The organism is Pectobacterium peruviense (assembly GCF_003312355.2).
Taxonomy (GTDB): Bacteria; Pseudomonadota; Gammaproteobacteria; order Enterobacterales; family Enterobacteriaceae; genus Pectobacterium; species Pectobacterium peruviense.
Map to the genome: position 1 here is coordinate 2,732,241 of NZ_CP161826.1, position 12,588 is coordinate 2,744,828.

Genomic DNA, 12,588 nt, shown 5'->3' on the forward strand with positions numbered 1-12,588 from the left:
TAGTAATAAACAGCCGTTAGGAATGAAATCGTGATCGTTATTTTATTAAAAAAAGAGTCATACATGGAGAGTTATAATGCAGCATCTTGCTAGTCGAATTCGTAACACAAAAATCGCACATAAACTGTATGCTGGGTTTGGCATTATCTTATTACTCGTTATTATTGCGTCATCGCTTAGCATGAATAGATTCGTTGCCATTCGGGACATTTATGAGAAAACGAACCTTATTTACAACATTAATATTGAAGTTTTCCAGGCCAAGATTAATCGCGTTAAATATTTTTACACCGCAGACGAAAAAACCAAAGACATACTCGCCGATTTTGTAAAAAGTGCATCAACGTTAACCAACAGTGCCAACACGCTTTCCTGGAGTGATGAAGAATTAGGTTTTATTAAAAACCTGCATAATAACTTAGAAGATTTCCAACAGTCGGTTGCTGCGATGTCTACCGCGACGCAAAAAATGGTCGGAGCACGCGAAGCCATTAATACAGAAAATGCAAACACGGTCATTGATAACTTCCGACAAGCGCTCAGCAATGCTCTCATCGACGGTGAAACCTATCATCACGCAAGCGATATTGCTTTTCTGTTAACCGATATGCAGCATCGGTCCTATGAGCTACAGATGAAAGGAACCGATAGCGCCTTAGCCGCTCTGGATTCGCGCTATAAGGACGCAGAAAAAACCTATCAGTCATTATCTCCTTCATTACCAGCCGACGTTAAAACGCAAACCGATACGTTATGGCGTTACATTGGCCAATACATGCAGCTTAATACGGCCTATTACGCGGCATTGAATGATGTAAAAAAAGCGGAAAATGACGTGATGAAAGCCGGTACTCGGAGCAGCGCCGACATCAAATCACTCATTACCGTCGTAAAAGCGAAAAACGATGAATTGGCCTATAACTCTGCCACGATTACGATGATCATCGGTCTCATCGCCGTCATTATCGGCATCATCATTTCAATCTACATTACTCGGATTATCACCAGACCCATTATCCATAACCTGTCGCTGGCGGAACGCATTGCCAGTGGCGACCTGACCACGACGATTCATACCGATCGCCACGATGAACTGGGAAGGCTCACCCACGCGATGGGCACGATGAATGAACAGTTACGTCACGTTATTTCCGAAGTACGGGACAGCGTAGGTAGCGTCAGCCAATCGGCGAGCAAAATTGCCACGGGCAATAGCGATCTGTCGTCACGCACCGAGCAGCAGTCAGCCGCAGTCGTTGAAACCGCAGCCAGCATGGAAGAGCTCACCTCAACGGTGAAAAACAATGCCGACAACGCCAAGCATGCCAGCCAGATCGCTGCCGATGCATCCAAGAACGCGCTTAAAGGCGGTGAGGTTGTGAAGCAGGTCGTCACGACGATGGACAATATCGCCGCTAGCTCCAGGAAAATCGCCGATATCACCACCGTCATCAACAGCATTGCCTTCCAGACCAACATTCTGGCGCTGAACGCCGCGGTAGAAGCTGCACGCGCCGGTGAACAAGGCCGTGGCTTTGCCGTGGTTGCAGGAGAAGTACGCAGCTTGTCACAACGTAGCTCTCAAGCTGCCAAAGACATCGAAGCCCTGATCGCAGAATCAGTCGAACGCACCAATGCGGGCAGCCATCTTGTTGCGGTTGCCGGAGAAACCATGGAGCAAATCGTCGATTCCGTTTCCCGCGTGAACGACATTATGGGGGAAATTTCATCCGCCTCTGAGGAACAGAGCCGAGGAATTGGGCAAATCGCGCAGGCTATCAGCGAACTGGACACCACCACACAACAGAACGCCTCGCTGGTGATGGAATCCTCCATTTCCGCCAATTCGCTGGAAGAACAGGCGGTGCTGTTGGAGAAGCTGCTTGAACACTTCCGCGTGTCTCAGTCTGACAACCACACAGCCCGACGCGCGTCATCCTCTACGCAACAACACGCACTACCAAAACGTGTGCAGACGGCAGACAAAAAAGCGGCTTCATCAGAAAGTGATTGGACGTCGTTTTAACACGCCCCTCCGCCCGGATAGCCTCGCGCTCATCCGGGCGTATCAGAACCGTCTCGAAGTAAAATCTTGTGGTCACGCACTGCGGTTAGCCCTACGCATCCTCGTTCAACGGCATCGTCGAAGGATTGGGATACTGATAGTCAAACCCAAGCTCATGGCAAATGCGCTGTCCATCCACAATCCGGCCCTGAGAGCTATCGGTTGCGGGTGCAAACTGCGGCGGAGACACGTGTAATCTGCGCGCCTGTTCAGGATAAAAGTCCTGTCTGGCAGGATGTTCTGTCGCGCATAGGTTATAAATATGCCCACCGTTAGGTAGCTTAAGTAGTAACAGGATCGCCGACAGCACATCTTCCTGATGCACCAGATTCACGCCATGATTGCCACGCGGCAGATTGGTTTTACCCGCCAGGAAACGGCCGGGATGGCGATCGCCCCCCACCAACCCCGCAAGACGCAAGATATCGACAGAGGTATCGGGTAAATGCTGCAACCACTGTTCGAGGGACACCAGCGTTTGCCCTGCTACCGTCGTCGGCTGTAGCGGCGAGGTCTCTTTTACTGTACCGTCGTTATCGCCATAGACCGAGGTTGAACTGGTGAAGATAATGCGCGGAACATGAAACACGCGCGCCATATTCACTAACTGTTGCACCGCTTGCACATATCCTTCACCGCCTTCCGCCGTTCGGCTAGCGGGTAACGTCACGATTAATACGTCAACCTGTAGTAATGCACTAAGCTCGTCAGCATCACATTCCAGCTCAGGCGTCAGCGTTAATTGATAGCATTCAATCCCATTCATCCGCGCCGCCTCAACGCCATCCTGAGTGGTTTTGGTTCCCGTCACATGGTAACCGTGTCCATTCAGCGCCAGAGCCAGCGGCATTCCCAGCCAGCCCAATCCCACAATCGATACCTTTTTCATCTGCCGTTCTCCCCTGCAAGGAGCTTGTGATAAACACCCATGCCTACAGAGTAAACGGCTTTTACCGCCATCGCTACGGAGCCTGCCTGATTTCAGCAGACTTTTCTGCCTATCAAGAACCGATATCCAGCGCGATTATGCTGGCGCATCGCCCAACCAAAACGAACTTCCCTTATCTGCTAAAAAAATGTTGCACAACGGGCCAGACATGGTTTAGGTTATTCGACAGATAAATCGCTATTGATTTCATAAACACTGACACAACAAAGAGACATTTTATGACACGCGTTCTGTTTAACCACCATCATCACCATCATCCTGATTAGTCTTCGGGCAGTTGGTGCTGGAAGACGTTCAGATCTTCCAGTGGCGCAGAACACAAAGAGAGCCCTCGGAAGATCACCTTCCGAGGGTTTTTTTATGCTCGCTATATTTCTAGAAATTTAAATTTGACAGGTTAATGAGGTTTCCATGCTGGATAAAACACGTTTACGGATTGCAATGCAGAAGTCAGGCCGCCTGAGCGACGATTCACGCGAGCTGCTGGCACGCTGCGGTATCAAAATCAACTTACAGCAACAGCGACTGATCGCGTTCGCAGAAAATATGCCAATTGATATCCTGCGCGTACGTGATGACGATATCCCCGGTCTGGTGATGGATGGCGTGGTCGATCTGGGTATCATCGGTGAAAACGTGCTGGAAGAAGAGCTGTTAAACCGTCGTGCTCAAGGCGAAGATCCGCGTTACTTCACGCTGCGTCGTTTGGATTTTGGCGGCTGCCGCCTGTCGTTGGCAATGCCGTTAGACGAGGCTTATACCGGCCCTGAATGCTTGCAAAACAAACGTATTGCCACCTCTTATCCTCACCTGCTCAAACAATATCTCGACAGACAATCCGTTAATTTCAAATCCTGTCTGCTCAACGGTTCCGTTGAAGTGGCACCGCGCGCGGGTTTGGCTGATGCCATCTGCGATCTGGTATCAACCGGTGCCACGTTGGAAGCCAACGGTCTGCGTGAAGTCGAAGTGATTTACCGCTCCAAGGCCTGCCTGATTCAGCGCGACGGCGAGATGCCTGCAGAGAAACAACAGCTAATCGATAAACTGCTGACCCGTATGCAAGGTGTGATTCAGGCGCGTGAATCCAAATACATCATGCTGCACGCGCCTAGCGAACGTCTGGACGAAGTCATTGCCCTACTGCCAGGTGCAGAGCGCCCAACCATTCTGCCGCTGGCTGGCGACCAAAGTCGTGTTGCCATGCACATGGTCAGCAGCGAAACGCTATTCTGGGAAACCATGGAAAAGTTGAAATCGTTGGGTGCCAGCTCCATTCTGGTCCTGCCCATTGAAAAAATGATGGAGTGATGACCATGGCTGACAACACCAATAGCACCGGCAGTTTCAGCACGCTTGTCGACTGGCAGCGCTGTTCGACAGAAGAACAGCGCCAGTTGCTGACTCGCCCAGCCATTTCTGCGTCAGACCGCATTACCGCCGTCGTAAGCGATATTCTGACCAACGTGAAAAGCCGTGGTGATAGTGCCTTACGCGACTACAGCGCACAGTTCGACAAGGTTCAGGTGGGTGCGATTCGCGTCACCAATGCCGAGATTGCCGCCGCCTCCGCCCGTCTGGGTGATGAGGTAAAACAGGCTATGGCAATCGCCGTGCGTAATATCGAGACATTCCACAACGCGCAAAAGTTGCCGATTGTCGATATCGAAACGCAGCCGGGTGTACGTTGCCAGCAGCTTACTCGCCCTATCGCAACTGTCGGCCTGTATATTCCTGGGGGCTCTGCCCCGCTGCCGTCAACCGTACTGATGCTGGGAACACCGTCACGCATCGCTGGCTGCGGTCGCGTGGTGCTGTGTTCACCGCCGCCGATTGCCGATGAGATTCTGTATGCCGCACAGCTGTGCGGTATTAAAGAAGTCTTTCAGCTCGGTGGTGCGCAAGCGATTGCCGCGATGGCGTTTGGCACCGATAGCGTGCCGAAAGTTGATAAAATTTTTGGTCCGGGTAATGCCTACGTCACCGAAGCCAAACGTCAGGTCAGCCAGCAGCTTGATGGTGCCGCCATTGATATGCCGGCAGGACCATCCGAAGTGTTGGTTATCGCCGACAGCGGTGCAACGCCTGCGTTTGTTGCGTCCGATTTGCTATCGCAGGCTGAACACGGCCCGGATTCACAGGTCATCCTGCTTACGCCCGATGCCGCCATGGCCAAAGCCGTCGCTGACGCCGTTGAAGAGCAGCTCACTCAGTTGTCTCGTGCAGATATCGCGCGTCAGGCGCTTGCCAGCAGCCGTGTCATCGTCGCACGTGATTTGGCGCAGTGTATTGAAATCAGCAATCAATATGGCCCGGAACACCTGATCATCCAGACTCGCGATGCCGAATCACTGGTTGATAGCATTACCAGCGCCGGTTCAGTGTTCCTTGGTGACTGGTCGCCGGAATCCGCAGGGGACTATGCCTCCGGCACTAACCATGTTCTGCCGACCTATGGCTATACCTCGACCTACTCAAGTCTGGGTCTGGCAGATTTCCAGAAGCGCATGACCGTACAGCAGCTCACGCCGCAGGGGTTACTGCAACTGGCACCAACAATAGAAATTTTGGCACAGGCTGAACAGCTGACCGCCCACAAAAACGCCGTTACCCTGCGAGTTGCAGCACTGAAGGAGCAAGCATGAGCAGCATTGAAGAACTGGCACGCGCCAACGTCCGTGCATTGACACCATATCAGTCTGCCCGCCGTCTGGGTGGCAACGGCGATGTCTGGCTGAATGCCAATGAATATCCTCAAGCGCCAGAATTTCAGTTAACGTTGCAGACGTTGAACCGCTACCCAGAATGTCAGCCGGTCATGGTGATCAACCGCTACGCCGAGTACGCAGGCGTAACGCCGGAACAGGTTTTGGTCAGCCGTGGTGCCGACGAAGGTATCGAATTGCTGATTCGCGCATTCTGCGAGCCGGGGAAAGATGCCATTCTTTTCTGTCCTCCGACCTACGGTATGTATGCTGTCAGCGCTGAGACGTTTGGCGTCGAACGCCGCACGGCGGCAAGTAAATCAGACTGGCAGTTGGATCTTAATGCGATTGAAGCACAGCTGGATGGCACGAAGGTCGTTTACGTTTGTAGCCCAAACAACCCAACCGGCAACCTGATTGCACGGGATGATTTACGCCAGTTGCTTACGCTGGCACAGGGAAAAGCGCTGGTTGTTATCGATGAAGCCTACATCGAATTCTGTCCGCAAGCGTCCACTGCTAGCTGGCTGGCCGAGTTCCCTCACTTGGTGATTCTGCGTACCTTGTCCAAAGCCTTTTCACTTGCTGGATTGCGCTGTGGCTTCACCCTGGCGAACCCTGAAGTGATTCAGCTCCTGTTGAAAGTCATTGCGCCTTATCCGCTGTCCACCCCCGTAGCGGACATCGCGGCTCAGGCATTGAGCCACGAAGGGATCGCCAAAATGAAGGCGAATGTTGCAGAAGTAACGGCCAACCGCCGCTGGCTGAGCGATATTCTGAAAAATATTCCCTGCATTGAGGAAGTCTTTCACAGCGAGAGTAATTACTTGCTGGTACGCTTTACCGCCTCCCCTTCTGTATTTAAAACGCTGTGGGATCAAGGCATTATTCTGCGTGACCAAAATAAGCAACCCAGCCTCGCAGGCTGTTTGCGCATTACTATCGGCAACCGCTACGAATGTGAACGCGTTGTTGCTGCATTACAATCATTGCCGGGCATCAACGCTTAATTTTAAGGAGCTCACGTGGGCCAGAAATACCTCTTTATCGACCGTGACGGAACATTGATTGCTGAACCGCCTGAGGATTTTCAGGTTGACCGTCTGGATAAACTGGCGCTGGAACCAGATGTCATTCCCTCGCTGCTGGCGCTGCAAAAGGCTGGTTATACGCTGGTGATGATCACGAATCAGGATGGGCTGGGAACTGATAGTTTTCCACAGGACACCTTCGATCCACCGCACAACCTGATGATGCAGATTCTGACATCGCAGGGCATCCATTTTGAGCACGTGCTGATCTGCCCGCATTTACCGGCAGATAACTGCACCTGCCGCAAGCCCAAGACCGAACTGGTGACAGCCTATTTGAACGATGGCCTGATGGATACAGCAAATAGCTACGTCATCGGCGACCGCCAGACCGATATTCAACTGGCGCAAAATATGGGAATAGCTGGCCTGCTCTACCAGCGTGGCGGGCTGAACTGGCAAGCGATTACCAACCAGTTGACCAAGCGTAACCGCCATGCACACGTCAACCGCGTCACGCGTGAAACCGCGATTGATGTGAACGTCTGGCTGGATCAGGAAGGCGGTAGCAAAATCAACACCGGCGTCGGCTTCTTCGATCATATGCTGGATCAAATCGCCACTCACGGCGGCTTCCGCATGAACATTGAAGTGAAAGGCGATCTGTACATTGACGATCACCACACGGTGGAAGATACCGGTCTGGCGCTGGGCGAAGCCCTGAATAAAGCGCTGGGCGACAAACGCGGCATTGGCCGTTTTGGCTTCGTTCTGCCAATGGATGAGTGCCTCGCACGCTGTGCGCTGGATATTTCAGGACGTCCGCATCTGGAATATAAAGCCGAATTCAACTATCAGCGCGTAGGCGATCTGAGTACGGAAATGGTCGAACACTTCTTCCGCTCACTGTCTTATTCCATGGCCTGTACGTTACACCTGAAAACCAAAGGACGTAACGATCATCACCGTGTGGAAAGCCTGTTTAAAGTCTTCGGACGCACGCTACGTCAAGCAATTCGCGTCGAGGGTGACACGCTGCCGAGTTCGAAAGGAGTGCTCTGATGAAGGTCGTCATTCTTGATACTGGCTGCGCCAACCTCTCTTCGGTGACCTACGCCGTGCAGCGGTTGGGGTATACGCCTGTTGTCAGCCGCGAGGCTGAGATTGTCCTGCAAGCCGACAAGCTATTTCTGCCGGGCGTCGGCACCGCGCAGGCCGCAATGAATCAACTGGAAGAACGCGATCTGATCGCGTTGATCAAGGCCTGTACCCAGCCGGTTCTCGGTATTTGCCTCGGCATGCAATTGTTGGGGACACACAGCGACGAAAATGGTGGCATCCCCACGCTGGGAATTGTCGATACGCCAGTGAAAAAGATGATAGACCACGGCTTGCCTCTGCCACACATGGGCTGGAATCAGGTGATTCCGAAGGCCGGACATCGTTTGTTCCGCGATATTGATGACGGTGCTTATTTCTATTTCGTTCACAGCTATGCCATGCCAGTTTGCGAAAACACGATTGCACAAGCCAACTACGGCGAAGCCTTCACCGCAGCGCTGGAAAAAGATAACTTCTTTGGCGTGCAGTTCCACCCCGAGCGTTCTGGTGCTGCGGGCGCACAGTTGCTGAAAAACTTTCTGGAGATGTAGAGCGTCATGATTATTCCCGCATTAGATCTGATTGATGGACAGGTTGTCCGTCTGCATCAGGGTGATTATGGCCAGCAGCGCCAATACGGAAGCGATCCGCTTCCCCGCTTGCAAGATTACCAACAACAAGGTGCAGGTGTGCTGCACTTAGTGGATTTGACCGGAGCAAAAGACCCATCAGCCCGACAGATTCCACTGTTAACCACGCTGTTGGCTGGCGTTAGCGTACCGGTACAGATCGGCGGCGGCATTCGTACTGAGCAGGACGTAGAAGCGTTGCTAAAAGCCGGTGCCAGCCGTGTTGTCATCGGCTCTACCGCCGTTAAGCAACCGGAACTCGTTCAGCAATGGTTCACCCGTTACGGTGCAGAAGCACTGGTGTTGGCGCTGGATGTGCGTATCGACGCTAACGGCACGAAGTTTGTCGCCATCAGCGGCTGGCAGGAAAATTCAGACGCCACACTTGAGCAGGTCGTTGAACAATATCTACCGTTCGGCCTGAAGCATGTCCTGTGCACCGACATTTCCCGTGACGGTACGCTGAGCGGCTCCAACGTCGATCTCTATCGTGAAATCAGCCAGCGCTACCCGCAGATTGCCTTTCAGGCATCCGGCGGCATCGGCAATCTGACTGATATCGCCAATTTGCGCGACAGCGGTGTGCAAGGCGTTATCGTTGGTCGTGCGCTACTGGAAGGTAAATTTAACGTCGCGGAGGCTATTTCATGCTGGCAAAACGGATAATCCCCTGTCTGGACGTGCGTAACGGTCAGGTCGTCAAAGGCGTGCAGTTCCGCAACCACGAAATCATCGGTGATATTGTGCCGCTGGCGCAGCGCTACGCGCAGGAAGGCGCTGATGAGCTGGTGTTTTATGATATCACCGCTTCTTCCGATGGTCGCGTGGTCGACAAAAGCTGGGTGTCACGCGTTGCGGAAGTCATCGATATTCCCTTCTGTGTGGCGGGCGGCATTAAAAGCGTGGAAGAAGCCGGTCAAATCCTCTCTTTCGGCGCAGATAAGATTTCCATCAATTCACCGGCATTGGCTGACCCAGAGTTGATTACCCGATTGGCCGATCGCTATGGTGTGCAGTGTATCGTTGTTGGGATTGATACCTGGCACGATGCCGCCACTGGCCGCTACCATGTGAATCAATACACCGGTGATGAAACACGGACTAAGGTCACCACGTGGGAAACGCTGGATTGGGTAGAGGAAGTGCAAAAGCGCGGTGCGGGTGAGATTGTCCTGAACATGATGAATCAGGACGGGGTACGCAACGGCTATGATTTACACCAGTTAAATCTGGTGCGTGCTGTCTGCAACGTCCCGCTGATTGCTTCTGGCGGCGCAGGCACCATGGAACATTTTCTGGATGCCTTCCAGACCGCTCACGTCGATGGCGCGCTGGCAGCATCGGTGTTTCACAAGCAAATTATTAATATTGGCGAACTGAAACAATATCTTAAGCAACAAGGTGTGGAGATTCGAGTGTGTTAAGCGCAGAGTGTTTTCTAAACGACGAACAACGAAACCAACTCGATTGGGAAAAAACAGACGGCATGCTGCCGGTTGTCGTGCAACATGCGGTATCCGGTGAAGTGCTGATGCTGGGCTACATGAATCAGGATGCGTTGCAGGCTACCGAAGAGAGCGGCAAGGTAACGTTTTTCTCGCGTACCAAACAACGGTTGTGGACGAAAGGCGAATCTTCTGGCCATTTCCTCAATGTTGTCTCTATCACGCCGGACTGCGATAACGATACGCTGCTGATTCTGGTTAACCCTATTGGGCCGACCTGCCATCTGGGCACCAGCAGTTGTTTCTCGCCTGCTGCCAGCGACTGGACGTTCCTCTATCAGTTGGAGCAACTGCTGGCCGAACGCAAGCATGCCGATCCAGACAGTTCTTACACCGCGCGTCTGTATGCCAGCGGTACCAAACGCATTGCGCAGAAGGTCGGCGAAGAAGGATTGGAAGCGGCATTAGCGGCAACGGTGCATGACCGTGAAGAGCTGACTAACGAAGCGGCTGATTTAATGTATCACCTACTAGTGCTGCTACAAGATCAGGATTTAGATCTGGCGACTATCATCAATCGCCTGAAAGAACGTCACAATAAATAAGCCTTTCCCCGCGTTATCGGCTATCGATAACGCGGGGCTTTAGCATGACGGTATCACGGTGTTAAGAATGATGCACTTTACGCCCCCCTTTCCAGGTTTCCAGAACCGAGATATCACGCATAGTGAGTATTTTGTTATCTTTTACTATCGGGTTATAGGTTAGCGGAGAATCTGCCAAAATAACAAAATCGGCACATTTCCCGGCGACTAGCGATCCAACCCATTGTTCTGCATGGCATTGCCAGGCGGCATCATAGGTCGCTGCTTTAAGCGCGGCGAAACGGGAAATCCGTTCTTGCCCATTCAACACATCAGAAACCGTATCTTTAGGCTCACCTTCCATCACGCGATAAATAGCCTGCTCCATCATACGCAGAGGCCCAAGCGGTGTAACACCGTTATCGCTGTGCAGCGTGATTCTCATCCCATGATTAATAGCGGATTGGCAGCGATCGAGGTGATTAGCCCGATCCTCTCCCAATATGGTTTGCTGAAATGCCCAGCCCCAATATCCGACATGGCCAATTAAGAAACTAGGTGAAATGCCAAGCTGCTTCATTTCCAACAGGTGATCGTCAGTCAGCAGTGACGCATGCTCCAGACGATCTCGACGCTGCTCGTAGGTATCTGAGGTTACGCCAGCCAGTTTAAATGACGCTAACGTCAGCCTAATGGCTTCATCGCCATTGGTATGAATCATTAGCGGCCATTTATGCTGCACAACACTATCCACCAGCGTATTGATATCCGTGAGAGGATCGAAATTGAAAGCGCCGGTATTCGTCTCACTCGGCGTTTTTTCATAGCGGTTGTTACAACAATACGGCGTGGACTGATACCCCGTCAGCCCCTGATTAGAGCCATCCGAAATAATTTTGATGTACGGTAAGTGAAAGTGCTCATCGCCGTAGCCTGGGGTGTAAGAATCGACCACCTTACTATTGAAATCATCATCACTCGTAACGATCAGCGCACCACCTATCCGCACCGGACAACCCGGCAAATGTGCCCATTTTTCCAGCAAACTCACTTGATCAAAAGCAGACGGACCGCCTTTAGGTTCAACGCCAGCATCGAGCATATAAGTCACACCACGCTTGCTTGCCACACCAAATAGTTTGTGAATTGAAGCGGTTAACCTTACCGCTAATTCTGTTTTGGGATAACTGCTAACCATGGCATTCACGACAGGTTGTATACCCACGATTTCTTTCAGGATGCCATCTGGTGAAATATCGGGAACCGGAAGTCCCTGAGTTTGATAGAATGCTTTAACGGTTTCGATAGCCTTATGATTGATATAGGCTAGATGCATTGAGGCATTGATGACAAAAACGGGTCTTTTATCCGTCACACGCTCATCAAGAATAGTGGCATTAAATTCCTTATCTCCGCCAATAAACAATGAGGGATCGGCACCAAATCCAATAAGCCAGCCCGTATCCGGTTTTCCCGCCACTTTCTCAGCCAAGCAGGATGTCACACTGTTCCTGTTATAATCTTTGCGTAATATCTGCTCTTCAAATGGGCTGACATCATGTCCAATGGCAGATAACATCGCGGTGTTAACGATATGCACATGCGGTTCAATCAGCCCCGGTAATAGCGTTTGCGTGCCTGATAATTGATGCTCCACCGTGCTTTTCGGCATTTTGGCCTTCACATCTTCATATGCACCTGTTGCTACCACCAACCCGCCATGAATTCCCATGGCTTCTACCGCAATTTCCTGTCCATCTTCCAATGTCAGAATCGCTTTTCCAGGGCTACCATCCTTATTTGGCGTAGAACGGAATAATTTCGTTTCTATCTGTAGGCTGTTCTCTATTTCCGGAATATCAATTGGTATATCGGGAAGAAATGATTTCCACAGAGGGCTACAGCAGGAACAACTGATGCTGCCGGAATGACTACACGCTTCACTCATACACTTTCCTTATTTAGAGATAACGCATTAGAAATGTTAATGCTCAGACTAGAAAATAGGCAACGACATTCAAAATTTCAACATGCAAACGGTTGAAAACCAAAAATTCACATTTTGTATGTAGATGGCTA

The 12,588-nt window shown here is 51.5% G+C and carries 12 protein-coding genes and 1 other annotated feature; of the genes, 10 read left to right on the plus strand and 2 right to left on the minus strand.

All coding sequences use genetic code 11. The features are described 5' to 3' along the window. The first annotated feature begins 76 nt into the window (after positions 1-76). Positions 77-2,026: a methyl-accepting chemotaxis protein gene (locus tag DUT67_RS12370; RefSeq protein WP_113631894.1), complete on the plus strand. Its 1,950-nt coding sequence runs from the start codon at positions 77-79 to the stop codon at positions 2,024-2,026. A 91-nt stretch (positions 2,027-2,117) separates the two neighbouring features. Here DUT67_RS12370 and DUT67_RS12375 read toward each other — a convergent pair whose 3' ends face one another. Next, a complete protein-coding gene (locus DUT67_RS12375) occupies positions 2,118-2,954 on the minus strand; it encodes an SDR family oxidoreductase (RefSeq protein ID WP_113631893.1) in 837 nt (278 codons plus the stop codon). Between the two features lie 278 nt (positions 2,955-3,232). Between DUT67_RS12375 and hisL the strand changes: the two genes are divergently transcribed. From hisL to hisIE, 9 genes are all read left to right on the plus strand, one after another. Continuing rightward, positions 3,233-3,280 carry a his operon leader peptide gene (gene hisL / locus DUT67_RS12380; protein WP_106389040.1) on the plus strand — a complete coding sequence of 16 codons (48 nt, stop codon included), beginning with the start codon at positions 3,233-3,235 and terminating at the stop codon, positions 3,278-3,280. Continuing rightward, positions 3,256-3,376 (plus strand) — a sequence feature (His leader region). It overlaps the preceding gene by 25 nt. A 49-nt stretch (positions 3,377-3,425) precedes the next feature. After that, positions 3,426-4,325, plus strand: a complete 900-nt coding sequence (hisG, locus tag DUT67_RS12385) for an ATP phosphoribosyltransferase (protein ID WP_039300620.1) — start codon at positions 3,426-3,428, stop codon at positions 4,323-4,325. A gap of 5 nt (positions 4,326-4,330) precedes the next feature. Next, complete coding sequence (gene hisD / locus DUT67_RS12390; protein WP_113632004.1) at positions 4,331-5,659, plus strand: histidinol dehydrogenase; 1,329 nt, start codon at positions 4,331-4,333, stop codon at positions 5,657-5,659. Next, entirely contained in the window at positions 5,656-6,729 is a 1,074-nt protein-coding gene (hisC, locus tag DUT67_RS12395) for a histidinol-phosphate transaminase (RefSeq protein ID WP_113631892.1), read from the plus strand. Before hisD ends, hisC begins: the two co-directional genes overlap by 4 nt. A gap of 15 nt (positions 6,730-6,744) precedes the next feature. After that, positions 6,745-7,812 carry a bifunctional histidinol-phosphatase/imidazoleglycerol-phosphate dehydratase HisB gene (gene hisB, locus DUT67_RS12400; RefSeq protein ID WP_113631891.1) on the plus strand — a complete coding sequence of 356 codons (1,068 nt, stop codon included), beginning with the start codon at positions 6,745-6,747 and terminating at the stop codon, positions 7,810-7,812. Then, a complete protein-coding gene (hisH, locus tag DUT67_RS12405; RefSeq protein WP_113625796.1) occupies positions 7,812-8,402 on the plus strand; it encodes an imidazole glycerol phosphate synthase subunit HisH in 591 nt (196 codons plus the stop codon). The genes hisB and hisH overlap by 1 nt, the downstream gene beginning before the upstream one ends. 6 nt (positions 8,403-8,408) lie before the next feature. Continuing rightward, positions 8,409-9,146 (plus strand): 1-(5-phosphoribosyl)-5-[(5-phosphoribosylamino)methylideneamino]imidazole-4-carboxamide isomerase, encoded by a 738-nt coding sequence (hisA, locus tag DUT67_RS12410; RefSeq protein ID WP_113631890.1) that lies wholly within the window; start codon positions 8,409-8,411, stop codon positions 9,144-9,146. Next, positions 9,128-9,904, plus strand: coding sequence for an imidazole glycerol phosphate synthase subunit HisF (gene hisF / locus DUT67_RS12415; RefSeq protein ID WP_048259803.1), 777 nt, complete (start codon positions 9,128-9,130; stop codon positions 9,902-9,904). The genes hisA and hisF overlap by 19 nt, the downstream gene beginning before the upstream one ends. Positions 9,905-9,966: 62 nt before the next feature. Further along, the gene (gene hisIE / locus DUT67_RS12420) at positions 9,967-10,530 is read left to right on the plus strand and encodes a bifunctional phosphoribosyl-AMP cyclohydrolase/phosphoribosyl-ATP diphosphatase HisIE (RefSeq protein ID WP_043878173.1); all 564 of its coding nucleotides are present in this window, start codon (positions 9,967-9,969) and stop codon (positions 10,528-10,530) included. Positions 10,531-10,591: 61 nt separating this feature from the next. Here hisIE and DUT67_RS12425 read toward each other — a convergent pair whose 3' ends face one another. Then, positions 10,592-12,457 (minus strand): amidohydrolase, encoded by a 1,866-nt coding sequence (locus DUT67_RS12425; protein WP_113631889.1) that lies wholly within the window; start codon positions 12,455-12,457, stop codon positions 10,592-10,594. Between the last annotated feature and the right edge of the window lie 131 nt (positions 12,458-12,588).